Origin of the sequence: Brevibacillus sp. NSP2.1, assembly GCF_000470975.2 — a bacterium.
GTDB classification, from domain to species: domain Bacteria; phylum Bacillota; class Bacilli; order Brevibacillales; family Brevibacillaceae; genus Brevibacillus; species Brevibacillus agri.
The window spans coordinates 4,258,434-4,284,503 of sequence record NZ_CP048274.1; the positions used below are offsets into that span (position 1 = coordinate 4,258,434).

Sequence of the window (26,070 nt, forward strand, 5' to 3'; positions counted from 1 at the left end):
GGACAAAAATCGCTCTGTTGCAAGCTTCGCCAGGACGCCGCAAGCAACTTCCGTGCTCGCTGATAACTCTGCCCAAATAAATCGCGGGAAGCATATTTATTTCGTCTCTGTTTGCGGGTATGATAATAGAAAAAAAGAAAGAGGCTGTTATATGGATTCAACCTATTCATCCAGATCTACATCCAAAACGAAAATGCTCGTGATTCATGCTCTTTTTATCGCTTTTACCCTTGCAGCCACCATGTTCATCAACATCCGCCTCCCGATCATGGGCAACGGCGGCCTGATCCACCTCGGTAACGTGCCTCTTTTCATTGCCGCTTTCGTGTACGGCAGAAAAACAGGGGCGATTGCAGGTGCCTTCGGGATGGGCCTGTTCGACCTGATCTCCGGCTGGACCGCCTGGGCACCGTTTACGTTTGTCATCGTCGGTGCCATGGGCTATGTCGCCGGCCTGATCGCGGAAAAAATGCCTGGCAAACGCGTCCTAGCCTACTCTGTAGCGATCGCTGTCGCCCTGATGATTAAAATCGTCGGCTACTACTTCGTGGAAGTGATCCTGTACGGCAACTGGATTCAGCCATTTGGCTCGATTCCGGGGAACTTCCTCCAGGTTATCGTGGCCGGAATCATCGTGCTGCCGCTGGTAGGACGCCTGAAAAAAATCGTCGGACAAGGCTAACGCGCAGCTTGCAAAGGAAACGTTGCACGCGACGCCCTCAGGCGAGCCGTAACGAGTAGAAAACTTGGCTACGCCAAGCCATTGGCGCAGCCTTAGTTGCCCTTATACTGGATAAGAAGCTTATCCATTCTTATCTGTACAAAAACCAAAAAACGCTTAGTGACCCAAGCGTTTTTCCAACTTTTTCGGATGGAGCAGTGCTGGAGCGCAAGCTGACCACGATTGGGCCAGCCTAGCTCCCTCCCCTGAGGGGTGATGCCCTGCTCCAGCTACTTTTTCAACACCAGTGAAAATTTATGTGCGGCGCATATAGGCACGGACCGTCAGCGGCGCGAAGATGGCGACAATGACGGCAGCGCTCACGAGCGAAAGCACGAACTCTGTGCCAATCGTGCCGCTATTGGCCAGCTCGCGGACGGCGCTGACCAAATGCGAGATCGGGTTGATGTTGACGAACCACTGGAGCCAATTCGGCATCGTATCGACCGGAACAAATGCGTTGGAGAGAAAGGTGAGCGGAAACAGCACGATCATCGAAATCCCCTGCACGCTTGATGCTGTACGCGCAATGACGCCAAAGAAGGCAAAAATCCAACTGACCGCCCACGAGCAGGCGATGACAAGCAGCCCCGCAATCGCGACGAATCCCACGCCGCCGCCAGGCTGGTAGCCCATGAGATACCCCATGACAAACGTGAGCACTGTCGCAATCGTATAACGCACGGTGTCGGCTAGCAACGCTCCGGCCAACGGCGCGATGCGCGCAATCGGCAATGACTTGAATCGGTCGAACACGCCTTTGTCCATGTCCTCGCGAAGCTGGACCCCCGTGACGATTGAAGTGGCAATGACGGTCTGCACCAAAATACCGGGAATAATGATCGGCAAGTAGTTCTGGACGTTTCCTGAAATCGCACCGCCAAAAATATACGTAAACATCAGCGTAAAAAGAATAGGCTGCAGCGTCACGTCAAACAGTTGCTCCGGCGTGCGCCGAATTTTCAACAGCCCGCGATAGGCCATCGTCAGCGAGTGGCGCAACGATTGACCAAAACTTGCCCGTTTTCTTAACGGACGCTCCATGTCCTTCCCCCAGGATGCGCTAGTCATACTCTGGCTCCCTCCATTCTGTTCGACTGCACGGAAGCTTGCGGCGCGTTTTCGCTCGCCCCGTTCCCCGTGATCGTCAAAAATACTTCGTCCAAGGTCGGCTTCTGCACACTAATCTCGGCAAGCGGAATGCCGCGCGTCCGCAGCGCAATAAGCAAATCCGTCACTTGATCGGCGTCCGCCATTGGCGCCGTAACCTTGCCCGCTTCTGCCGTTACGCTGGAACGAACTTTGAGCACCTGCTCCACCATTTCCCGGGCATCTGCAATATCCCGCACATGCTGGACGCGCAGGTGCAGCGCCGAAGTCCCGACCGATGCTTTCAGCTCATCCACCGTCCCTTCTGCCACGACCCGCCCGCGGTCAATCACCGCGATCCGGTCGGCGAGCTGGTCTGCTTCATCCAAATATTGCGTAGTGAGCAACACGGTCGATCCTGTATCAACCAGCCGCCGAATCGTATCCCACATCTGCGACCGCGTGCGCGGGTCAAGCCCTGTCGTCGGTTCGTCGAGAAAAATGAGCGGAGGCTGGGCAATCAAACTCGCAGCCAAATCCAGCCTGCGGCGCATCCCGCCAGAAAAATGCTTCAGCGGACGCTTCGCCGCTTCCGTCAGCCCAAACTCCTCCAGCAGCTCCGCAGCCTTGCGCCGTGCCTCGGCACGCCCCAGCCCAAGCAGCCGGGAGAAAATAATCAGGTTCTCCGTGGCGCTAAGCGACTCATCCACCGAGGCGTACTGCCCCGTCACGCCAATCAACTGCCGGACGATATGCGATTCTTTTGCCACATCATACCCAAAAATTCGCGCCTCCCCGGCATCCGGCCTAAGCAAAGTCGCCAACATGCGAATCGTCGTCGTCTTGCCCGCCCCATTCGGCCCAAGCACGCCGTAAATCGACCCGGCGCGCACCTTCAAATCCACGCCATCTACAGCGCGATTGTCCCCGAACGTTTTGACAAGCCCCCGCGCTTCGACTGCCCATTCCGTGTTGTGCTGATCGTTCATTTTGGCATCTCCTTCTCCTCTTGTTTATGTGTTGTGATAGGTACACAATAACGTGCGGATGTAAACTGAATGTAAATTGGTCGGTAAGTTTATATTGTAGGAGGTTAAAGGGGCTTGTTACACCTGCATGGGGAGGAGGTCGGGGTCGGGATGGATATTTCCGGAAATAAAAAAACGGCTTACGGGCCGTTTTGGTTGGCTGCTTATGGTGGAGGGGGCATTGTGGGGCGGAGTGACTACTCCTTTCTTAACGGGCAGGCTGTAGGTTAATCCCAAGCTTCTTTCCCTTGTACGGCATGTTTCATTAGATGAAAGCTCGGAAAAGCGTATCTATTTGTTCCTTGCTGGCAAACGACTCATCCAGCGATAAAAAAGCTAGTAGCCCGATAGCTTTTTTCGCTTTCGCTGCCGCAAACATTTTGTGATGACCATCCAATAAAAAATGGCTATAAATCCATACCTCTTCCTTTTTGTCATGTAACGGGCGTTTTATATCCAGGAAAGAATTGCCCAAGGCTGTTGGTGTTTCGTTTGAATCGATTCTTTTCATGTAGTCAATTATCTATATCAATAAATATAGCGCTCGTGGTCCAGAACAAACATTAATGCCTACTGAAGTGATGGAATTAAAAGGAAACCAGTTTGAAGTAACCCAAAGTTTAACCAGTTCTAAATCTTAAATGATCCTTTGCTCGTTCTTGTGGTGTTCCCCACTCCTCAATTGTCGCAGATTCATTCGCCGTGAATTTTTGTGCGCTGACGCTTCTTCATTCCCCCTGGGTACAAACGTAATGTTTTGTATTACAAGGGACTTACACAATTGAATTGGGCTTACTCCCTGAGGTAATGCTAGGCAATCGCCCATTCGTAATAATGGGCAACAGCATAGGTATAGATTGTGTTCAGGTAACGAATTGAACTCCTTGCTGTATCAATCCTTGCACGGGATTTTTAATTACTACCTCAGGAGGTACCACATGGCAGATGAGTTTGTGGAGCGGTCATTAGAAGAAATTCGCTTTTGGTCTCGCATAATGAAGGAACATTCCCTCTTTTTGAAATTGGGTTTCAATTGTGATGACACCAAGTTAATTAGCGATGCAGACCGCTTTTACGGGATCTTTGAAGATATTGAAAACCGCGCTCACTCCTTTTCCCGGGATGTAGATCCGCAAAGAATCTACGATTTTAACCAAATCGTGCACAATGCCGTTTCTCATATTTGGACTTTTAAACGACACGTTCTCGGGTTAATCATTCGTTGCAAGATCGGCGGAAACAATTTCCCTTTGTTGGTTGACCATGTTAGTAGAGAAGCTGCCTATTTCAAAAATCGTTTAGAACAACTGAATACCGGAAACCTTGATCCACTGCCTGATGCTGTTATTAATGAGAATGTCTTTTTCCTGAGAATCATGGCCGATCATGCAAAATTTATAAACCACCTGCTTGATCCATCCGAAAGAAAGTTGGTGGAACAAGCGAGAGATTTCAGTCATGACTTCGACCAACTTTTATTTCAGGCACAAGATCTTGACTCCATGCGCCCCCAATCCCAAACTCGGCCTCTTCTCGATCAGTTCGTTGACCAAAACCGTGTTTCAGTCCGGCAATTACGCGACTTTAAGAAAACGGCGTATGAACTTATTGAAGCTTGTCGCATCAAAAGTATTATCCCTCCATTGCTTGCCGATCACGTCTTTCGGGAAGCCTCTCACTTCCTTGAAATACTCGATGCCTTTGATGTTGCTTTATCGCATTCAAAGTAGCTCATGGTATCTCCCCTTTTGGGGAATTTGTAATTCTTTTGATATACAATCGTGTGGTTTGTGCCCGGGAGCTGCAGCCCGGGCCTCCATCTTTACGCCACTGCTTGCTGCGCCGCCTCCGCCAGAAGTGAGTCGATGCCGCCCCCGCCTTTCGGGATTTACCTGAGGAACCAAAGCTTTGAGCGGACGACTTACGTAGGACGAGCGGTACACTTCTGCCCCTCCCCTGTTTTACATAATGGAGCGTAAGTTAAGCCTTGCGCTTTGCTTGGCTTTTCTTTTTACGATACAGCAATTGGCGCTGACGCCTTCGATCACCGGAGCGGCCGTCTTACAAGTAAACGTATGACAGTCTGGATGGTCGTAAAAACTTTTGTTGTTATGACAAATGACCTCCCGACCGAATGAAGCAACTGTTCATCTGTCAGATGATCTGGTTGGCAGCTTTGATTGCCCAAATATTGACGAAACCCAGCTATTGCCTTCACTCGCTCCTCGCTCATCTTGTCACCTCATCATCATTTACCTTTCCTCGATGAAATGAACAAACGGACAGCAGTGGCTTTTAGCGGGGTGAAAAAGGGAGTAAAATAATCCGTCCCCAACAGCCCAGCATAGGGCCCAATGCTCTACAACTCCTGAAAATGACGAAAACCCCTGGTTTCCCAAGGGTTTCAACGACCTTATGTTTGGTGGAGCATAGCGGGATCGAACCGCTGACCTCTACTCTGCCAGTGTGGGGATAGGGTTTTGTACGTTAAGGAAGAAGCGGAGGAAAGCCTTGTGGGACAAGGCTTTCATAAAATCCATTTCATTTCCGTTCGAGGCTTTTGAGAGTCTGAAAAACAAAAAAGTGTGACCAAAAATGTGACCAATTTGTTAGATTAAGCTTTCGTTAAATCAGGATTGAAAGTTGCTTCTTTAATTCACCAAATTCCTTTCTGCTTTAAATAGCTCATACTTTTTCCTTTTAATTGAGTCAAAACTACTTAAAACAAAATTATTTAAAACTGTCTTATTCCCTGATCTAGCATTTAGATACCGTAAAGCAACTTGGAAGTCTTGAGATGTATTTTGATTTCGAAAAAAATGCATAAATCCATACTGCAAAACACAAGTGCCTTTTACTCCATTACAGTTAAATTTATATGCCACTTCAATACTCCGAAGAAGTAAGTTATCCTTATCCTGGTCACTTGTTAGTAAAGAATTTCTTTCCAACGCAGTTCCATTAATAATGACTTTTTTTACATTTTGCTGAATGATACTGTTAGGATTTTGTGGAGGATTATCAGGGTCTGGACCGATTTCAACATCTCTTATTTCAATAAATTCTAATGAGCCATCTTCGCTATCTTCTGCTAATTGTAACATGAAATTAAATCGCTCTCGATTGTTGAAGTCATAAGCACTAATTGTTACTAATTTATCTTCGGATTCACCTTTTGATTTCATAAATGCAACGAATTCTTTAATTATTTTTTTATTTATATCATCTGTTTCTTTGGACGTATACTCATTACAAATTTGAATTTCTCTACTGGTTTCATCTTTAGTGATAATTATTTTGGCCGAATGGGTACTTTGTGGTCTAACCCAGTCTCTAGTTAAGTCTTCACGTATAATATTGTAATCTAAAATTAGCTGATTACTAGAAGCATATTGAAAAACCATAGGTGAATTAAGGTGTACGTCTTCATTTAATTTTTCAATTTCTTCTAAGTTAATTTCAAAATCACTGATAACTGAAACTAAAGTTTTATTACTGTTGCTCTTTAGTGTACTATTTCTATGTTTTGGATGGCTTTCTTTAGTTTCTTGTTTTTCTTGTAACATTTCAAATTCTTTTGGACTTAGTACCATAGTAACAATAAGTGGTACGGTATTTTTTTTATCTGAATTTCCGACAAAAACCCCTCTCGACTTAAGTACATTATTTAAATCCGCATCACTTAAACAAGAATCATTGAGTAGAGGTCTCAGCATTGAACCAAAAGGAAGCATAGATGCCACGCTTACTCGCGGTAAACATGCAATATTATCCTCTCTCTTCATTGAAGATCCCTCCTATATTTCTAAAATCTAGAAGTCCATACTTCTCAACAATCACAGCTTGAGCAAAATCGCCATCCCTAACTTTTGATATACTGACCTTGATCTCATCCTCATTTTTGTAATTATTGTAATCTGGAAACGCAATAACTATTTTTGAAGCCCAGTTTACTGTAATTAGGCGTGCTAATTGAAGTAACCTTTCAAAGTAATCTATAGAGAAATTGTCTTCAGAAACAATTATTAGACATCTGCCAGTCGGTTCAATTATTTTAAAAAGTTGTACAGGAGAGTTAATATATTGTACGGGAAGAGTACGTCCTTGATGTGTTCGATCTGTAGTGTCCATATTAAATCCGGTGTCCGGATAGTAGAAGAAAAAGTTATCATTTTTGCTTTGAACATATTTAATACTGCTATATAAAAAATTTGCCTTTTTGTTATCTACTAGATAAACTGTCTTATAGTTCACATTGTCACTATTTCTAAAACTTTGCAGTTCACTAATTACGCCTTTATTTTCTTGACCGATAGCACTGTCAAACCACATAATAACATTCGAGATTTCAATTTTCTTAGTTCCTTTAATTCTTTGACGATATAATTCATGTGCGGGATAGCATTCTGTTGCTTCAGCTATATCTTTTAGAAAAGATTTAAATTTTGTTGTGATCCCTTTTGAAGTTTTTGGGTAGCCATCACGATGTTTAACAGATATTATCACATTACTTTCAAGTCTACTCACTAATGGACATTCATATTTCACAATAAAATCTACGCCATGAATTTGACGAGGATTTCCATTTTCCCCATAATGAATTTCATTATGTACACACGGTATATTTTTTCCAGAAAGTGAATTATTCCAACCAATTAACTTTAAAAGTTCAGCTGCTATTCTTTCACCATATTCTCCTGAATGTTTGGCTTTTTCTCCAGACATGTCTTTCCTCCAAGTCTATTCTTCTCTGTTAAAATAAATTTTATAAAAGTACATCTTTTTTGTATCATCGTAACCTTTTTCTAAATGTGTCATATCACTGCCTGATGAAACATTAATTTTTATTTCAATATTTGTATCGAGTTTAATAAAGTTTTTTAAGCTTCTTTTGATGTTCTTCATAGCTGACTTATCTATTGAAAAATTCCCAATATCACGACATTCCTTTTTTTCTGCAAAATCACTAATAAACTCTTTTAATTCCTCAGAACGGTTTAATTTCTCAGCGACGTTATAAGTAAATTCATCCAACTCTATATTAGGGTTTGACTTAATGTACTCCACAACATTATTTAACAATGCAATTTTATCAGGCTTCCCTTCTATAAAATCCTTTTTTGTAAATTCCTTACATGCATCAATCAAAATCTTTGTCTTGTGATAATTATTGTTGTTTTTTTCGATTCCAAGAAAATCTTCCACCCAGTACTTTGCATCAATATGTGATGCAGTATCTATGAGTATTACGTTGTAACCTTTTTCAAATAGATTATTAAAAACAATGCAACCTTTATCAAGCTTATTTGTATCTACGCCTTGTTCCCAGTCAACAGAAAATCTGTTCTCTGTATTTTTGATTCGTAAGTAAGCATCCTTGGTTTCCGATTTAAAAATTCCGATAGCATCATAGATAACCCCATCTAAAGCAGCACCCTTGAGATAGGCAATATATAACTCGCCCTTTTTTATATTTGGATGCGTTGAGACTTCGTATAAATGTTTTGCGATGTTTTGTGAACAAGCTTCAAATGAGTCCAGGTTTTCAAAAATTGATTTCACGTACTGGTAAACTTGGTTAAACTTTAGATTATTTATATGCCCAAAATGATAAACTCCATTATCTTTAAAATGTTGAAAAAAAAATTTACCTAGTAGTGAAGCTAATGACTTATCTTGGACATCTACACACTGTTCTGACAGAACTACTGATTCTTCTTTTAACTTGTTACCAATACCATGTACCATTAGTCTGTCAATATTTACACCCGTGAAATCTACCGTCATAAAATCATGCCTTTCTGTTGACCAAATACTTATTTTTTGTTATATCCATACGAAATATTCTATCTAGAATATTTCATTATCATCATGGTATTTTAGAATGTTAATCTCTACCACTATCAAGTTCCTATTTCGACAATTCACGTGATTTCCCTTCTTTACTTTACATAGATTTACAAAAAATATCGTCTGAGAATACCGCAAACATAACGAGAACAAATCTATATTATATCCCTGATACCTATGCATGATAGTTAGTCCTCGTGAGAAACTAATCATTTGCTAATGCCGAACACAATCACAAGTGTTCGGCATTTCTTTTTCTATTAACTAAAAAATAGGAGGATATGTAATGAACGAATACCGCAAAGAGGAATTAAAAAGACTGCTTTCCGAGTCTTTAAGAGAAAGACCGGACAGTTACGTCATTCGTGAGCTATTTGAGCAATTCCCAACTATAACAGAGTTAATGGACGTTTCGGAGCAACAACTGCTGACCATTAAAGGTATCGGCCCAAGCAAAACGCGGCAAATCATAGCAATGCTAAACCTAGCAAAAGCTCTTACTATCCCTGTGCACAATCAAGTCTCCATTCGAACTCCCAAAGATGTTTTTGATTTACTTGAGCCTGAATTGAGGTATCAAACTAAAGAACATTTTATTTGCTTATTATTAAACACGAAGAATCGGGTCATTTGTAAAGAAACGGTTTCGATTGGCTCCCTCAATGCCGCAATCGTTCATCCAAGAGAAGTTTTTCGTGCTGCAATCAAACGTTGTAGCGCTTCTATTATATGTGCACACAATCATCCCAGTGGAGATTCGACCCCATCTATGGAGGACTTGATTTTGACAAAACGTCTTCGGGAAGCTGGCGAAATCATTGGCATAGAAGTGCTGGATCACGTCATCATTGGTGGCAGCCGGTTCTATAGTCTGAAAGAAAACGGGCATATCTAATCCCATTGCCTCAACGCCTTTATCCGGTTAATAAGTACACTCCGCATCAATTCGAGACTATAGACACTGGCATCCTCACTATATCCTATTGAGAGCGCTTTGAAGAAAGTCTATCGTTTTACTAGGGGTGAGAAGCATGGAAAACATGGAAGCTATTGGGGAAAGTATTCGACTCCATCGGCTGAAGAACGGGATGAGCCAAGAGCAGCTTGCTTTGAATGCAGGCGTAAATACGTCTTATATCGGTCAAATCGAACGTGGAGAAAAGAACCCTACAATTAAGGTACTCGAAAAGATTTCATCCGCTCTTGGAATTTCTCTCCTCGCTCTTTTATCCTCATACGAATCAACGAGAGGAGGGATGAACCAACATTGCCGGGGGCATCAACCGCTGGCTTTTCTAACCCCTGACGACATCAAGCAGTGCCTCCTTGAAGTGCTCATAGATAATACGAACATCGTCGTTACTCATCAGGGAAAAAGTTTGAAAACATATACCACTCATCACTAGCGTTGCATTAATCTTTTCATACCATTCAAAATCATCATAACTTTCAGCGTTCAAGTGTTCTCAGGCATAAAAAAATCCTTTACACTGGAAAGGTCAGGTAGTTCCTGTCCAAATCCAACGCAAAGGATAGACCATGGACAAGAATACCCTATTTTCTTCATTTGGTAAATACATTTCACCCATTAATATTGTGAAATTTCAACAACGGATAGACGAAACGGATCAGGACAAGTACGTGAAAAAGTTAACGACCAAAGCATATCTACTCCTGTTTTTGCATGCTCAACTTCAGCAACGAGAAGGACTCCGAGCCATTGCAGATGATGTTTTATCAAAGAAATTCCAGCGAGAGTTAGGACTGTCGTCGATTAGTCCCGCTCAGCTTAGTCGCAAAAACAATCGAGTAGATCCAGCTTTGCTTGAAGAAATATTTGTTGACCTTGTAGGGCAAATTCAGAGACACTCGGGCAACACGTATTCCCTTCGAAAAGACATGAAAATCATTGATTCTACAACGATTGGGCTGTGTTTGCAGAAGTACAAATGGGCAACTTTCCGTAAAACCAAGGCTGGCATCAAACTTCATCTTCGTCTCGTCTTTGCCGACCAGGGGGATGTGTATCCTGAAAAAATAACCATCACGGGTGCCAAGTCCAATGACCGCACTCAAATGGAATCGTTGATTGATGAGATCGGTATGATGTACGTCTTTGATCGAGGGTATGTGGATTATGAAAAATTTGATGAATACACGGACAAAGGCATCTTTTTCGCTTCTCGTCTAAAAGATAACGCCGAAATCCGTCATCTTTATGAATTCAAAATCCCCTTGGAAAGCTCCGTTTTATCGGATTCCATGATCCTTCTTGGAACGCCTCAAAAGCGGGTAGATAACGTGCTGCGACTCATTGAAACGCTTGATTCGAAGGGAAATCTCATTCGAATCATTACGAATCGGTTCGACCTGGAAGCAGAAGAACTCAGCGACATCTATCGTTGGCGTTGGCAAATTGAGCTGTTTTTCAAGTGGATAAAGCAGCATGTAAAGATCAAGAACTTCTATGGAACGAGTGAAAATGCGGTACGAAACCAAGTATTACTCGCACTCATTGCCTACTGCCTGTTGCTCCTTGTCAAACTGGAACAAAACAGTCAGCACAGCTTGTTGCAGATCAGGAGATGGCTAAAAGTGTTTCTTTGGCAAACGTTCGAACAATGGATAGGTAGAATGAATTACCAGTCCAAACGAACATCCAGAGGGCGACAGAAAAGGAATTAGGTATTGGTTGCTGTTATCACGATTGTAATAAATGTATAAAACTACCAAATGGACAGTGGCTACCTTTTGCTTGGTTGCTGCCGTTTTTGGTTGTGTAGCTGAAAATGTCATTCAGAATACTTCGACAAATTACGAACGCATTTTTTATGCAACGCTAGTGACCACTCATATTGAAAAGGAGAATTTTCACACATGTCCATGCAAGAAATCAGTCAATCAATTGGAAGACCAAGAAAAAAGCCGCTCTTAAAACGTTGGTGGTTCTGGCTTTTGTCAGTATTTGCTTTCTTTTTACTCGTTGGAATTTTATCATCCGGTGGCGAATCTACGGCCTACGAGTTAACTAAAATGACTGAAATGAGTAAACAACAGATTATCGAGAAGTTCGGAAAACCATCTGAAATTGTTCGCGAAGATGCAGACGGCTACATTTTTGGATATGATGCTGGGTTTTTGGTGAGAGGGAACGAAAAAGGTGTACTGGAAATTTCTTTGCAGAAGGACATGATAAAAGCCACTACATCAGATACCTATAAAATCTTTGATGTTACTATCGGTTCGTCCTATGATGAAAATGTAGCCCGACTAGGTAAGCCAGATTTGAGCACAGTCAAAGATGGAAAGAAAAATGCCATGTATTTGACGAAAGAAGACTTCCTTTTACTGTTTTCTACTGATTTCAACACTGAACAAATATCTAGCATCGACTTCGTTGCGTATGATGAAAGTCTGCATTCTCAGAGTCTTGATCTTTCCAAGTTGTTAGGATTAATCGCCTCAGAAGAAGGACTACAGAAATTATTCGAAGTTAAAGACAAAAACACATCCCAGGGTGAAACATTGTACTCCTTAGAAGGCTTTGAACTGGTTGTCGACAATCAAAGTAATAGCGTAAAGCAAATTATCCCTACAAACCGCATTTATAACATTCAAGGGATTCGAATTAACGACAGCTTAGACAAGGCAACTCAACTCCTTGGAAAGCCCCTACATAGAAATGAAGGAGTCAAGAATACAACTCTATATAGTTACAGCTTTGCTGGCAGCCAGAGACCAGCTATTGTAAATCTTACAGTCAACAATACTGACAATAAAATCGTGTATATGGAAATCAAAATCAAGCAATAACATTGCACAATTCCTAATTTCTAAAGGAGGTCTTGCTATGTTTTGGGGAGCGTCTAAGAACATAGCACCGTCATACGGTTCTGTGGTGTACACTGAATTAGGCTTTGGTATTGCTGAACACTCAGGTATTTTCGTTGGTCAGAATTCTATCATTCATTTGAACGGACAAGGGGTAGTCGAATTAGTCTCATTAGAAGAATTCACAAACCATATCACTACGTTTAACCATGAAATCTATGTTCCTTGCTATTCTGATAGAGACTGGTCCATCGGATTCCCTATGGCAGGAGCGCGCGCATATGACAAGCTAGAATCGATTAGAAACTACAATGTGCTATTGGATAATTGCCATCAATTTTGTGCTGGTTGCTTAACGGGTGATTTTGATAATCCCAATAACTTTTTGTGGATGTTGAAGGACTTAGTACGTCAAGAGCACGGGGAAGCGGTTAAGTGGCGTAAATGGGATTGGAAAAAGGCTTCATAGCTCAGAAGTACAGAGGTAGTAAAACAACAGAAGGGGCGAATAGCTCCTTCTGTTGTTTTAAACAGACACAGTAATCACTCCCAATTCCCTGAAGTTCTTAGCTCCGTTTCCCTCTTTAGAGTCTGTCAAGATTTTTGTGTAAACGTGAAAACGATGCTTCATATGTCGGGCTTGACATGGAGCCACTGGCGGGCATGAGTTCTTGCGATTGGGCGATGGAGAAGTTCACACCATCGCAAGGCAAAGTAGCCTATCATGCCCGCCCCTCCATGTAAAGCCCTTCATCGAATCTGTACCCGTTCTGGGAAATGTACAGTCAACTGGAGAAGGATTTGCCCCCAATTTTGGACCCGCCCTGTCCACTTCCGAATGACATCCATCGTCGCCAAATATAGCATTTTGAGTAGCGATTCATCCGTCGGAAAGATACTTTTTCCCTTTGTCACCTTCCGGAGTTGTCGATGGTAGCTTTCGATCATATTCGTTGTATAGATGAGCTTGCGCAACTCAGGGGAGTACTTGAAAAAGGTCGCCAGTTCATCCCAGTTACTCCGCCACGACCGGACAATCAGGGGATACTGTTTTCCCCAGGTCTCCTCAAATTGATCCAATTCCAGGAGAGCCGCCTCTTCCGTTGGGGCCGTATAGATCGGACGCAAGGCCGTAGTAATCTTCTTCAAATCCTTGTACGACACATATTTGATGGAATTGCGGATCTGGTGGATGATACATTTTTGAACCTCCGTTTGCGGATAGCTGGCTGCAATGGCTTCGCTGAAGCCTTTTAAATTGTCTACACAGATAATCAAAATGTCCTGAACGCCACGATTTTTCAGATCCGTCAACACATGTAGCCAGAACTTGGCTGACTCGTTTTCTCCGATCCAGATGCCAAGAACGTCCTTATAGCCTTCCAAATCAATGCCAATGACCATATAGGCGGCTTTGCTGATAATTTGCCCGTCCTGTTTTACCTTAAAATGAATGGCATCCATGAAAACAACGGAATACACGCTTTGCAGCGGGCGATTTTGCCATTCCTTGATAAGAGGTAACAGTTTAGCTGTTACGTTGGAGATAAGGGTCGGGGATACCTCAAGTCCATACAGATTGTGCAAATGATCCTGAATATCCCGTGTGCTCATGCCTTTGGCGTACATAGAGACGATTTGATCTTCAATACCCGTTACATGTCTCTGGTGTTTCTTGACAATCGCAGGTTCAAATTCTCCAAGACGATCACGGGGAATCGTGAGATCCAACTCCCCATACTCAGACGTAACCGTTTTTTTGCTATAGCCGTTCCGACTGTTTTTCGTCTGCTTCTGCTTGCTGTCATGCTTGGCATAGCCCAATTCGGTATCCAATTCGGCCTCCAACATTTCTTGCAGTGTTTCTGCAAAAATGTCCTTCAGGGCTTTTTGAACATCCTCCATGGTTTGCAAGTTGTGTTCTTTGATAAGTTGGCGCAGCTGGTCTTTTGGAATGAGTCCCATGTGTTCTCTCAACCTCACTTTGTTTCATTGTAATGGAATGTGGAATGAGAGTTTACACAAAATATTTTACAGTCCCCCTCTTTATCAGCTGCGGCATTGATCTTGTCGTATAAATTCTCTAGTGACTCTATTCCCCATTCAGGAGGCAACAGCACAGGATTTATACCTAACTTACGTAGCTGATTAATCCGTTTGCTAAATTTGTCTGCAGCTTTGTCAGCGTTTTGCCCTTCAAAGAAGAACTCCTTTGCAGCATGAATACTTCCGCATTTATCAAGAAGCTGTAGCAGTCGCTCAAGCGCCATACGCTTTGTCTGATTCGGGGTTTTTTGACGTACAATGGAGAGTGCTTTGTTCAAGGAATAATAGTCACCCTTGCCTACAATTAAGTTATAAAATTTCATAACTTCTTGCTTTAGATATGTCTGATTCAGCGTTTCCATCACTGATTTCATATTGTCTCTAACCTGAGTCTCAAAACGTAGAATTCCCTTTGTCTCAGTGTAGTCCAAATATTGCTTGTTCGATTTTTTGGCTTTATCCTGCAAAGTCGCGTACCGATTATACCAGTTAACGGTTTTGTTAGCAGACATTAAATAAACATTTGTCACTGAGTCCCAATACTTTCGTGTCTGTTTTTCTCTCCAAAAATACTCGGGGATATATCCTTTTTTGAAAAGAACGATATATTTCGGGATCAGCTGCTCGTCTACTACCAGATCAACTGCAGCCTCAACTCTCTTGGCAGTCCAAGCAAAAAAATCAGGTACTGGTAGTGATAGAAGATCAAGCAACAAATAATTAAATAGAATGCTTATCTGTTTAAATTGCTGAATGGTTGTCAGTTTATAATACCCTTGCTGGTTTATCAGCAACTGCGGGCGAAAGCGTATCTCCATCGTAATGCCCCAACACCCCTTCCGTAATCGGATTTCTTGAAAGCCCCATTTCGCCAACCCATTCGTCACGAGAGCAGTTTTATCATATCGATCTTTGCGCAGCTTATGTGAATGGAAGTTCTTATCCAAGAATTGACCCAATCTTTCTCTGCACGTTTTATACTCAGTGACAGATAATTGACAGGTAATGTACATCATGTCAATCACGCCCCACACCTCGCTATAGCCCCCAAGTACCGCTATTAGCAGGCAACGTCAGGCTATGCTAGCGGAGGGGGAGTATTATCTAAGTCGAGGTACTGTTACTTGGCAAATAAAAAACTACACGGAATGACAATTAAGCGCTGACCGTGCAGTTTTCTAGTATGAGACTCGAATTTTGTTTGTAGATAGTACTTCAATCAAGCCATGGAACTAACAAGGCCCAGTAGATTTTGACATCTTTTCGCTTTATCTATACGCCTGTGAATGCTAATCAAAAAGTTGACCATTTTTGGAGCAAACGCTCATCTTCGAGTTGACCACCTACGATGCTTTTTTTCACACAAAGTAGCATTTTATTTCCTGCACCAAGGATCGTCAAGGATAAAGGGTAAACCCCTTGCTACGCAAGCCCTTGACGATCCTTGGCTCAGTAAAAACATTTGCAATTAGGTGTGAAAATGATGACGTGTGCTCAAACTGTCAGGTGGGTAACTTTATGATGAGCAAAGTGGTCAACATTTTGGTGAGCGTTCACATACGCCTCCTGATAGTGAACTGTTCAATTATTTAAAGAGTTAAGGTATTCTTCTGCCCTTCGCCTGTCCATTTTGAAAACTGAACACGGCTTGCGCGTCCCGATAGCTCTATTCCCTGTGTAATCGTATTTTTCAGTAGTCCCAATTTTAATAGTACTATTTTGTGGGTCATCATTCTTGGGCAAGATAACGGAAATTTCATTGGAGCGTAACTTTTCGTAAATCCTGGTCTTATATTTAGTAATGGTCGATCTTCGCTCATCTTCATCCAGTTCTTCAAACTTGCTGCAGATTGATAACAGTATCGTTTGAAAAACTGAATTCTTAATCCAAATAATATTTTCGTCCTTTTTATCTGTCCATGCAAATATATCAGGATTGTTGTTTTTATCTTGAAAACGTGGCATTGGCGTTGGCAACACTTCAAACAGTTTTTTAAGAAAAACAATATGTTCATCTTTTATTGGCTGTTCGTTATTCTCGGTTGTCATTTTACTATCGATCATATTAGATGTATCTTCAATCGTACACTCTTGTTGGAAAAGCTGCATGGCTTCGTTCATGTATGCCTGTACTTTTTCTTCACCTATTTTGTCACTAAACACGGGCAAATCATTCTTTACTAGGTTAAGTAAAAGATCAAGGCCAATAAGCAAGCATGAATAAATGTGTAATTTATCTTCTTCTTGCTGAATATCGTCCCTCTCAAGAAGCTTTCGAAAGTACTTGTACCGTTTGCGTAGATGCTTCTCGACTTTCTTTTTATTAGAAGTGTCTTCGAGTTGAAACACTCTTCGGAAGAATTCAGTTGCATGTAAGATAGAGGATGCTAGTAGATCGGGGGTTTGCCGCAAATGCTCTAAATGTCTGGAATTAATGTCTAAGTCACTTATGTCAAGATTTAATACAAACTCTTTATCTAGCTTCTTTTCATTTAGGATTAACAACATGTTATCCGCATCGAAGTCTCGCATCCCTTGAATTGACTTATCGATAAGTTTCTGTCGGGAACCTGCGTTAAGTATCAGAATTCCATCCCTAATTTTAGAAAATTTCTCCTCGAGCATCTTCTTATCTATGTCTGAGTTTATATGATATAGCGAATTCAGGCTGAAAATATTCATTTTTCTGTCATACAAGTTACAAAAAAAGTTAGCAAAACCTTGCCGATCAAGTTGCTTGTTACTTCCACAAATACAGACGATAAACTTTGGAAATTTATCTGGACTGTAGTTCATCAAGCTTGTAATCAGTGATAGAAAGGTGTAGGACAGAAGAGGTAATGTTATTTTCTTGTCAGCAATATCCAGCATACTCCAAGTTTGCTGGAAGGCTTCTTGTTTTGTCAAATGTGTAGATGGATTCATCCTATACTTCGATTTTAATGACTTACTGTATAACAAGTCATCTTCATCACACGCGGAAACCGGAACATAGAACCAGTTTCGGCCTCCTTCTACCCATCCGCTCTGAGTTGTATATACGATACACGGCTTCGTCTTTAATTGATCCACTATCTTGTTACAAACAGACATGTATGAGGAATACATATTTTCAAAGTTATCACTAATGAGTTTCTTATCAAAAAATTCTTGTGCTTTAGACCAGCTACTAATGCTTTGATATTGCTTACTCGTAATATCAAATACGCGGCATTTGATTCCACGCCTCCCCTCTTTAACAAAGCATATTCTAACTCCTATTTCATGCTTTTTAGAACCGTCAAATAAATAGAGCTTATGGCTTGGAAAGAAAAAGTATTTGTTAAGAAGAGGATTAGAGTTTGGATCAAGATCATAATATACCTCTTCATTGATAACCGTAAAATCATCATATACAAAGATATCAACGTTGTTATCCTTGAAGGCTTGATTAAAATACTCTCTTATCTTCTCAATATCTTGAATTTGATAAGAGTCTCTGTTTAAGCGATAAGAGTCCTTGAACAACTTTTTTCCTTTGAACATTTGGCATTCTCCGTCTGTAATCATTTGGACTAGTGGGTAACAAGGTAGCAGGGTAGTTGGGTAGAAACCTCAACATTGTAGGCTCTTCTATAGGACTGCAATTTGATAATTCTATGCAAGTCGTTAGAGTGAAAAATTTGCTGACAACACCATTTCAGCATTGTTAAGGTTTAAATAAAAAATGAACTGGCTCGTCTAGCAGCACTATTTTACCATATCCCTCTGGATGATTTCATGACAATTGATCTTCGTTATAGCCTGTATTTCACTGTTGTTCGAAACCACATTCAACTTCATCCGAATTCAACCAACGAAATTCAATTTAATCTAACTTGCATTGAACAATATCGTAACCGACCTCTACAAAACTGGAAGCATCTATTTCCAAACCGAAGGATAGATCAGAAAGAAAGGATGAGACTATGTTTGCTCAATACGATGACATCATGTCAGTGGAGGATGTTATGGAAGCCCTCAATATAGGGCGATCAAAAGTATACGAGCTACTGCGGAGCGGACAAATAAAATCAATTAAGATGAAGGGCTATCGGATACCCAAGAGAGCAGTAATAGATTTTATTCTCAAACGAACTGAAATGAATCTGGAGTGCTATAGGGATTTAGCTGATTAAGAAACTCTTAAAATAAGCTGCGATGCTAATGTCGCAGCTTATTTTGGTCGGACTGTGTGTCTCGTAAAAAATTATTAACTAAATAACAACTTTTTAATCGGCAGGGGCAATTTGCTCCTGCTTATTTTTGTTTACTGAATGACAATCCAAATGGAGGTTATATGCAAATGAAAGTTAAAAAGGATGAGAAAACAGGTACATACTGGTTTGTCGTCAGCGCTGGAAAAGATGAATTTGGTAAAAGACGACAAATCAAGCGCCGGGGATTTCGTACCGAAAAAGAAGCTATGAGAGAAATGCGAAAAATTCTACAACAAGTAGATGAGAATACCTATATCAAAAATACCAAACTGGGATACAGTGAATTTTTAGTAGGTGAGTGGCTGGATAGCAAAGCTTTAAAGCTAAAGCCAGTTACACTTGCTACCTATAGACACAACGTCCAGAAACACATCGCCGCTTATTTTCATAAGGTAGAACTGGGAAAAATCACACCACAGATGATCGAAAAATTCTACGCTTACTTGGCAAAAGAAAAAGGATTATCTGAGACCACTATTTTAGATATTCATAAGATAGTAAAGAATTCTTTGAAGATGGCCGTTAAGCGAAAGTATATTTCTTACAGTCCAGCAGCAGATGTAGAGAGTCCCAAGGTCCCTCGAAAGGAAATGCTTGTCTGGAATTTAGAAGAAACTACCCGTTTCCTCAAAGAGACTGAGGGTAGCAATTTATTCGTGGCCTATCTTCTCGCCCTGACAACAGGAATGAGGCAAGGAGAAATACTCGGCCTCAGATGGAAGGATATAGATTTAGTGAATGGAACCCTTCAAGTTCGTCAAACATTGAGCCATGACGGAAAGCATTTCTCCAAAGAAACCAAAACAAAATCAAGCACTCGAACCATTACACTTACCGAAAAAACAATCGCGGAACTCAAGGCCCACAAGAAGAGGGTAGCAAAAGAAAAGCTTGTTGCCGGATCAAGCTACCAAGATTACGACCTTGTTGTTTGCACTAAGACGGGAACCCCTATCAATCCACGAAATTTGCTCCGCGACTTTTATAAACTAATGAAAAAAGCAAAGGTGCCTAAGATAAAATTCCACGGGCTACGTCATACTGTTGCCACATTGTTACTCACACAAGGAGTAAATCCAAAAGTCGTAAAAGAAATCCTTGGGCATAGTGATATAAGAGTCACGCTTGATACGTATACCCACGTTTTGCCAACCGTTCATAAAGAGACCGCTAAACAATTTGGCAATATGTTGTTTGGATAATGACATGAAAACTCGCTCAGTCACCTGCTAATGGACTGAGCGAGTTTTTTTAGATCGAGAATTATCTATTTCTGATTGGTCGATAGTTACCCTTATAAAGAGCAAAAAACCTCTGAAAATTACCCAGTGTGACCAACTGTGTGACCACAGCCCGACACAAAAGAGTCCATTTCTTATCAGAAAAACAAAAAAACGCTCGGAAATCCAAGCGTCTCAAGGCTTTTTTATGGTGGAGCATAGCGGGATCGAACCGCTGACCTCTACACTGCCAGTGTAGCGCTCTCCCAGCTGAGCTAATGCCCCATTATGTATGCTGTAGCGGGTTACCGCCTCAGTGATCTCAGTATAGCACACCTCTCTATTACAGTGCAAGCGAAAAAAACGGAAAAAGTCAGGCTCGTCATGAAAAAAATATCCCGAATAGCTCACTCCCATTTCAATCACTCCCACCCACTCAATACTCACAGTGGACAGGTTACACTTAGCTAGACAGGAAAATTAAGGTCAAGTAGACTACTACTAACATATCAGAGGAGAATCTACTATGACGAAAAAAGAAAGAAGGACATTTACGTCTGAATTTAAAGAACAGATGGTTCAGCTTTATAAGAATGGAAAGCCAAGAAAGGATATCATTCGTGAATATGAATTAACACCGTCTGCGCTTGACAAATGGGTCAAACAGAGTCAAACATCTGGTTCTTTCAAAGAGAAGGATAACCTTACCCCCGAACAACAGGAACTTATCAAATTGCGGAAAGAAAATAAACAATTGCAAATGGAGAACGATATTTTAAAGCAAGCTGCGCTGATACTAGGACGAAAGTAAATGTGATTCGGAACAACCAGCACAAATACTCGATATCAGCAATGTGCAGAGTCCTACAATTACCAAGAAGTACATACTACTACGAGGCACAGGAAAAACACTCCGAAGATGAACTGGTCGAAACGATTACGGGAATCTTCCGCATCAGCCGCCATAACTACGGCACGCGTAAAATTAAGACGGAGTTAAAAAAGAAGGGCTTGATCGTATCCCGGCGGAGAATTGGCAGAATCATGAAAGAAAACGGACTTGTGTCATCGTATACCGTGGCTCAGTTCAAGCTTCACGTAGCGTCTTGCAATGAATCAAACGTGACAAACGAGCTTGATCGACAATTTGATCAGAGAGAACAACTGGCAGTTGTAGTGAGTGATCTGACATACGTGAGAGTCGCGCAAAAATGGCAATACGTATGTCTATTAGTCGATCTCTTTAACCGAGAAATTATTGGGTATAGTGCGGGACCACGCAAAGATGCAAAGCTGGTTTACCAGGCGATTGCATCCATTCAAACCGATTTAAACAGGATTCAAATGTTTCATACCGATCGTGGAAATGAGTTTAAAAATAAGCTCATAGATGAAGCACTGACAGCTTTCCGTATCAAGCGTTCCCTTAGTATGAAAGGCTGTCCGTATGATAATGCAGTAGCCGAAGCAACATTCAAAATCTTTAAAACTGAGTTTGTTAAAGGTCGGCATTTTGAAAGTTTAGAAAAACTAGTGCTGGAGTTATCCGACTACGTGCATTGGTACAATCATATCAGAATCCATGGCTCACTCGGTTATCTAACTCCTGTCGAGTACAAACTTGAACACCTTAAAAAAGTTGTCTAGTTTAGTGTTGACAATCCAAAGTTCAAACTCCGAAAACAAAACCAAACCCAAAAACGCCCCTGTCTATCATCCTTCCTATGTACTCCACCGCCACCCAACACCTCCATCTGCCAGCTTCCCTTCCAGCACTTCCTCTATGAAATAAGGGCTGTCTGAAATAAGAGCTGACTGAAATAAGGGCTGCCGAAGCCAACAGCCCATCACCGCCCCTTCGCCTCCTAAGCCTTCTTCTCCTAAACCTCTCCCTCCATAAACCGGACCAAATCCACCTCCGGCTGCGCCAAAAACTCCGCAAAGCTGCCCAGATCGGCATACTCCCCATGCTCTTCGTCGTAGCAACCAATCATGCCTTTCTTCTTCGGATTCCACACCAGATGCAGATGCGAATAGTTCTCGATATCCGCAGACAGACGCAGCAGCTTTTGCCGCCCGACTTTCAGTTCGATCGTATCCGCCAACGAAAAGAAATCAATATACCCCATCCCGTACTCGTTTTCCGCAAGCTCCACACGCAGATTGTCACCAGTGAGAAAACGAACCAGCTCGGCAGACAGCTTGTACGTTTGCAGCTCATACTTCCTGTTCTCCACATCATGAAACTTTGCAGGCTCCAACGATTTCAAATAGGCGGCCAGTTCCTCGTGCTTGCTGCTGACAGCGATGGTGTAGGGGCGCTCGCCGCCTTTTTCCGCCAGGGTGACGTCGGCGCCGCGTTCGACCAGATGCTTGGCCATGGCGAGATTGCCCATGCGCGTTGCGACGGTTAGTGGAGTCGCCCGATACGGATAGACCATGTCCGGCTGGTTGTAGTTGATGTCGACTCCGTGATCGAGCAAGTAATCGACGGTTTTCCGGTCGTGGTCGGATACGGCCATGCGCAACACGTCGCCTCCATGCAGCCTGATATCGAGTCCCAGTTCGTGGATGAGCGGAATATTCTTTTTGTTGCCGTAGTACGCTTGGGCATACGCGCCGGAGCCGACCCGGTTTTTCATGTCCAGCCGCGCGCCTTGGGCGGCGAGGTAGCGGACGATGTCTTCCTTGCAATAGCGGACAGCGATGAGAAAAGCAGGTTCGTCCTTCGCATTCAGGTTGACGCCGTGCTCAACCAGGAGCTTGACCACCTCCAGCTTCTCCGCTACTAGCGCCAGCTCCAACGGGCTTACGGTCGTATATTGGCTCAGGACGATCTTTTCTTCTACATCCCAGCCTGCCGCAATCGCCGCCTGCAAAGCCGCGACGTTTCCCTCGTAAATGCGTGCTGCGATTTCCGGCAGCACCTCAAAACTCCCGATATCTTTCAGTTTGACCATCTGCCCTGACTCCTCCCCCGCCTCAAAACCTGCCTAATTTATAGTCAAAATCTATGTAGATGCAAAAGCTACGTAAAGTATAGACAAGCTGTTGGAAAAAAACAACAATCCGAAAGTCCGGTCCAGCCAAGCGCTTACGCAAATCTCCCTTCTCCCGGCTGGCCGTGTTAGCCATGAGACACCCTTTGGAGACGCTACCATTCCATGAAAAAAGAGGCGCCCCTTGATCGAACAATCGACCATGGAGACACCCCTTCTGGAATTAGAATTAGATGAATTTAAATCTGTTCCTGCTCTTACCTACCGCACCGTCACCACAATCGGCGTTTTCTTGCCGCCGTAGCTGACGTAGATCGTCGCTTTGCCCGAGCCTGTCGCCTTGATGACACCGTCTTTCACGTCTGCGACCAGCAGACGCGAAGTAGTCCACAAGGCTGGCTTCGTGACGTTTGCCTCAGAGCCGTCCGTGTAGGTGGCGATGGCGTTGACTTGCTTCGTTTCGCCCTTGTTCATGATGACCTGGACGACGTCTGTTTTCAAATATTTCAGCGTGTCTACATCGACAGGGACGGAGACGCTCTTATCGTTGTATTTGGCTGTAATCGTGGACTTCCCGTAGGCGAGCCCTTTGACCAAGCCTTTGGAGACGTCTGCTACCTTGTAGTTGCTCGTCTTCCAGTCAGCAAGGCTGGTGACGTCCATGGTGCGTCCGTCTGACAAGGTGGCGGTCAGCTTGATTTGGACGCTGCTGCCATTCGATTTCAGGCTGACAAAGCGCTTGTCCGCCTCCAGCTTGGTGACGATTCCCACTTCCACCGGAAGGGTTACAGACTTGCCGCCGTACTTGAAGGTGATCGTGGCGCGGCCATTGGCAAGGCCGCGTACTTTGCCGTTTTCCACGTCGGCTACCTTCAGGTTGGACGAGGTCCATTCCGCGGTTTTGGAGACGTCAACGGTTGCGCCCGAGCTGTCTGTCGCCTTCAATTCAACTGCCGTGGAGTCATTGACGTTCATAATCACCAGGCGCGGGTTGATCGTCAAAGTTTGCGCTTGATCGACCTCTACGGCAACCGTCACGCTCTTGCCTTCAAACGTACCTGTGATCGTTGCTTTTCCGGAAGCAACGGCGGTAATTTTGCCCGCGTTCACTTCGGCTACCGCACCGGAGGAGGTAGTCCATGTCGCCTGGTCATTGATGTTGTCCTTGACTGTGCCGTCCGCGTAGGTGGCGGTCAGCTTGACTTCCTGGCTGTCGCCTTTGCTCAGGACCAGCGACTTTTTGTCCACGGTCAGCGATTGCAGCACGCCGATGGATACCGGAATGTTGATCGAGCGTGTCCCATAAGTCGCCGTGATCGTCGCAGCCCCGGTGGATACACCTGTTACCAGTCCCTGGCGCACAGTGGCTACTGCCGGCGCGCTGGATGTCCAGGTCACTTTTTGGGTCACATCTGTGCTTGTTCCGTCAGGGAAAGCAGCAGTTACTGTTACCTGCTTGACATCTCCGACCTGGATCGCGACTTTGGCCGGGTTGGCGGTCAAGCTTTGCGGCACATCCACGTCCACGACCAGCGTAGCTGTCTTCCCGCCGTATTTGGCGGTCAAGGTCGCCGTCCCTGCTTTGTAGGCGGAAATGGTTTTCCCGCTGGCAAACACGATATCCGGGTGATCCGAGGACCATTCGAGCTTGTCGGTAATGTTCTCGCTCTGTCCGTCGGCAAAAAAGGCTTTCACAATGACGTTGTTGCCATTTGGCGCACTTCCGATTTCCACGGTTTTGCCGCTTGCCATCGTCAGGTAGGACGGGATGATGTCCAGCGAGCGCGGCACTTCTACATCCACCAAGATTTGTACCGTTTTGTTGCTGTATTTGGCGGTGATGATGGCTTCGCCTGAAGCGACAGCATAAATTTTTCCGTTGCTGTAGTACGCAACATCTTCACGGTCCGAAGACCACTCTGCCTTGTCATTGACGTCTACAGGCGTAGACGAGTTGGCATAGGTGGCTTCCAGCTTCACCGGCTTGTTTTCTCCCACCTTCAAAAATACGTTCTGGGGAGTCGCCACCAGCCGTTGCGTATTGTCGACGTCAACCTTGATCGTTGCGGTCTTGGTGCCGTATTTGGCTGTGATGGTAGCCGAGCCCGGACCGTATGCCGTGATCGTCCCTTTCAGCGCGTCGGCTACTGCCGGGTTGTCCGAAGACCATTCGGCTTTCGCTGCTACATCGTTATCTTCCGGAGTGTCGTCCGGGAAGATCGCGAGCAGTTTGATTGTTTCCGAGCTTGTGCCAGGGTTGCCCAAAAGCAGGGACACTTGTGTTTTGCTCGGAATGAGGCGGTGAGCGATTTCCACGCTGACCTGTACGCTCGTCGTCTGGCTGCCGTACTTGGCCGTAACGGTTGCCGTACCGGAGCTCAAGCCTCTGATCTTGCCGTTAATGACGGTCGCAACTGCCGGCTTGTCGATTGACCAGTCGGCTTTTTCCGTTACGTTTTCAGGTTCGCCTTCGCTGTAGTAAGCCGTCAATTCAACCGTTTTCTCTTCCCCGATCCGGGTGTTGACGGACTGCTGATTCAGCGACAGCGCCTTTACTTTTTTCGTGACGTTTACATTGACGATAGCTGTCTTGCCCATATATTCCGCAGTGACTACGGCGTTTCCGACAGCCTTGGCTGTGATTTGTCCCGAGTAGACGTTAATCACCTTGCCCTGGTCCGGGCTTTGCCAATTCGTCTTCACTGTAACCTCTTCCGTTTTCCCGCTCTCATAGATGGCCGTCGCCCCTACGGAAACGGTGTCACCCAACTCTAGCGTTACCTCGTTTTTGGTCAGTACAAGGCGGTTGATGACTTCCGCAGCCAATCCGATCCCTGCACTTCCGGTTCCCACAAATAGCAGGACGGCCAGAAACAAGAGCATCGTTTTTTTCCAGAACATTGCCAGCCTCCCTCGCAAGTAAGAAATTTGCTGTTTTTCGAAACCATCTCACCATTACTATATCGGCATTTGCGAGAAATAATTTACCAGTTATTTATGTCGGCTATGTGTCGAAGCGTGTAACTAGATAGTAGTTGCAACGTCTAA

General features: G+C 43.7%; 21 protein-coding genes and 1 tRNA gene. 10 read left to right on the forward strand and 12 right to left on the reverse strand.

Going from position 1 to position 26,070, the window contains the following annotated elements; genetic code table 11:
• Nucleotides 1-151: 151 nt before the first annotated feature.
• Nucleotides 152-682, forward strand: a complete 531-nt coding sequence (locus M655_RS20685; RefSeq protein WP_026557688.1) for an ECF transporter S component — start codon at nucleotides 152-154, stop codon at nucleotides 680-682.
• Between the two features lie 294 nt (nucleotides 683-976).
• Here M655_RS20685 and M655_RS20690 read toward each other — a convergent pair whose 3' ends face one another.
• The 3 genes from M655_RS20690 to M655_RS20700 all read right to left on the reverse strand — a co-directional run bounded on the left by M655_RS20690 (nucleotide 977) and on the right by M655_RS20700 (nucleotide 3,349).
• Nucleotides 977-1,765: an ABC transporter permease gene (locus M655_RS20690; RefSeq protein WP_255320468.1), complete on the reverse strand. Its 789-nt coding sequence runs from the start codon at nucleotides 1,763-1,765 to the stop codon at nucleotides 977-979.
• Between the two features lie 23 nt (nucleotides 1,766-1,788).
• On the reverse strand, nucleotides 1,789-2,799 hold the full coding sequence (locus M655_RS20695; RefSeq protein ID WP_026557686.1) for an ATP-binding cassette domain-containing protein: 1,011 nt from the start codon (nucleotides 2,797-2,799) through the stop codon (nucleotides 1,789-1,791).
• 304 nt (nucleotides 2,800-3,103) lie between these two features.
• Nucleotides 3,104-3,349: a hypothetical protein gene (locus M655_RS20700; RefSeq protein WP_025844179.1), complete on the reverse strand. Its 246-nt coding sequence runs from the start codon at nucleotides 3,347-3,349 to the stop codon at nucleotides 3,104-3,106.
• 427 nt (nucleotides 3,350-3,776) lie between these two features.
• Here M655_RS20700 and M655_RS20705 point away from each other — a divergent pair, with 427 nt between their 5' ends.
• Nucleotides 3,777-4,568 (forward strand): DUF2935 domain-containing protein, encoded by a 792-nt coding sequence (locus tag M655_RS20705; protein WP_025844178.1) that lies wholly within the window; start codon nucleotides 3,777-3,779, stop codon nucleotides 4,566-4,568.
• Between the two features lie 921 nt (nucleotides 4,569-5,489).
• Here the strand turns inward: M655_RS20705 and M655_RS20710 are convergent.
• Genes M655_RS20710 through M655_RS20720 form a run of 3 tightly spaced genes read right to left on the reverse strand, consistent with a single transcriptional unit; the run spans nucleotide 5,490 to nucleotide 8,625 of the window.
• Complete coding sequence (locus tag M655_RS20710; RefSeq protein WP_026557685.1) at nucleotides 5,490-6,623, reverse strand: hypothetical protein; 1,134 nt, start codon at nucleotides 6,621-6,623, stop codon at nucleotides 5,490-5,492.
• A complete protein-coding gene (gene gapS4a, locus M655_RS20715; RefSeq protein ID WP_026557684.1) occupies nucleotides 6,607-7,563 on the reverse strand; it encodes a GapS4a family protein in 957 nt (318 codons plus the stop codon). The genes M655_RS20710 and gapS4a overlap by 17 nt, the downstream gene beginning before the upstream one ends.
• A 15-nt stretch (nucleotides 7,564-7,578) precedes the next feature.
• Nucleotides 7,579-8,625, reverse strand: a complete 1,047-nt coding sequence (locus M655_RS20720) for a nucleoid-associated protein (RefSeq protein WP_051353923.1) — start codon at nucleotides 8,623-8,625, stop codon at nucleotides 7,579-7,581.
• Nucleotides 8,626-8,974: 349 nt separating this feature from the next.
• Here M655_RS20720 and radC point away from each other — a divergent pair, with 349 nt between their 5' ends.
• The 5 genes from radC (at nucleotide 8,975) to M655_RS20745 (ending at nucleotide 12,988) form a co-directional block, all read left to right on the forward strand.
• On the forward strand, nucleotides 8,975-9,583 hold the full coding sequence (gene radC / locus M655_RS20725) for a RadC family protein (RefSeq protein WP_026557683.1): 609 nt from the start codon (nucleotides 8,975-8,977) through the stop codon (nucleotides 9,581-9,583).
• Between the two features lie 136 nt (nucleotides 9,584-9,719).
• Nucleotides 9,720-10,094, forward strand: coding sequence for a helix-turn-helix domain-containing protein (locus tag M655_RS20730; protein WP_152344110.1), 375 nt, complete (start codon nucleotides 9,720-9,722; stop codon nucleotides 10,092-10,094).
• Between the two features lie 133 nt (nucleotides 10,095-10,227).
• Nucleotides 10,228-11,373 carry an IS4 family transposase gene (locus tag M655_RS20735; RefSeq protein WP_005837477.1) on the forward strand — a complete coding sequence of 382 codons (1,146 nt, stop codon included), beginning with the start codon at nucleotides 10,228-10,230 and terminating at the stop codon, nucleotides 11,371-11,373.
• A 192-nt stretch (nucleotides 11,374-11,565) separates the two neighbouring features.
• Entirely contained in the window at nucleotides 11,566-12,501 is a 936-nt protein-coding gene (locus M655_RS20740) for a hypothetical protein (protein WP_286085876.1), read from the forward strand.
• Nucleotides 12,502-12,538: 37 nt separating this feature from the next.
• Nucleotides 12,539-12,988, forward strand: coding sequence for a hypothetical protein (locus M655_RS20745; protein WP_286085877.1), 450 nt, complete (start codon nucleotides 12,539-12,541; stop codon nucleotides 12,986-12,988).
• Between the two features lie 281 nt (nucleotides 12,989-13,269).
• Here M655_RS20745 and M655_RS20750 read toward each other — a convergent pair whose 3' ends face one another.
• The 3 genes from M655_RS20750 to M655_RS20760 form a co-directional block, all read right to left on the reverse strand.
• Nucleotides 13,270-14,484, reverse strand: a complete 1,215-nt coding sequence (locus M655_RS20750; RefSeq protein WP_122953491.1) for an IS256 family transposase — start codon at nucleotides 14,482-14,484, stop codon at nucleotides 13,270-13,272.
• Between the two features lie 14 nt (nucleotides 14,485-14,498).
• Complete coding sequence (locus M655_RS20755; protein WP_286085878.1) at nucleotides 14,499-15,590, reverse strand: hypothetical protein; 1,092 nt, start codon at nucleotides 15,588-15,590, stop codon at nucleotides 14,499-14,501.
• A 556-nt stretch (nucleotides 15,591-16,146) separates the two neighbouring features.
• Complete coding sequence (locus M655_RS20760) at nucleotides 16,147-18,090, reverse strand: hypothetical protein (protein ID WP_026557896.1); 1,944 nt, start codon at nucleotides 18,088-18,090, stop codon at nucleotides 16,147-16,149.
• A gap of 464 nt (nucleotides 18,091-18,554) precedes the next feature.
• Between M655_RS20760 and M655_RS20765 the strand changes: the two genes are divergently transcribed.
• Both M655_RS20765 and M655_RS20770 read left to right on the forward strand, forming a co-directional pair.
• Nucleotides 18,555-18,722: a helix-turn-helix domain-containing protein gene (locus tag M655_RS20765; protein ID WP_286086035.1), complete on the forward strand. Its 168-nt coding sequence runs from the start codon at nucleotides 18,555-18,557 to the stop codon at nucleotides 18,720-18,722.
• Between the two features lie 167 nt (nucleotides 18,723-18,889).
• Nucleotides 18,890-20,005 (forward strand): tyrosine-type recombinase/integrase, encoded by a 1,116-nt coding sequence (locus M655_RS20770; protein ID WP_286085879.1) that lies wholly within the window; start codon nucleotides 18,890-18,892, stop codon nucleotides 20,003-20,005.
• 227 nt (nucleotides 20,006-20,232) lie between these two features.
• Here M655_RS20770 and M655_RS20775 read toward each other — a convergent pair.
• Nucleotides 20,233-20,308, reverse strand: a tRNA-Ala gene (locus M655_RS20775).
• Between the two features lie 241 nt (nucleotides 20,309-20,549).
• On the opposite strand from M655_RS20775, the gene M655_RS20780 reads away from it, so the two are divergent.
• A protein-coding gene (locus tag M655_RS20780; protein ID WP_100225778.1) for an IS3 family transposase occupies nucleotides 20,550-21,670 on the forward strand; the annotation gives its coding sequence in 2 pieces (ribosomal slippage) (nucleotides 20,550-20,799 and nucleotides 20,799-21,670; 1,122 coding nt in all).
• 233 nt (nucleotides 21,671-21,903) lie between these two features.
• On the opposite strand, the gene M655_RS20785 is transcribed toward M655_RS20780, so the two are convergent.
• Nucleotides 21,904-22,983: an ankyrin repeat domain-containing protein gene (locus M655_RS20785; RefSeq protein ID WP_026557900.1), complete on the reverse strand. Its 1,080-nt coding sequence runs from the start codon at nucleotides 22,981-22,983 to the stop codon at nucleotides 21,904-21,906.
• Between the two features lie 300 nt (nucleotides 22,984-23,283).
• A complete protein-coding gene (locus M655_RS20790; RefSeq protein WP_007784766.1) occupies nucleotides 23,284-25,923 on the reverse strand; it encodes an Ig-like domain-containing protein in 2,640 nt (879 codons plus the stop codon).
• Between the last annotated feature and the right edge of the window lie 147 nt (nucleotides 25,924-26,070).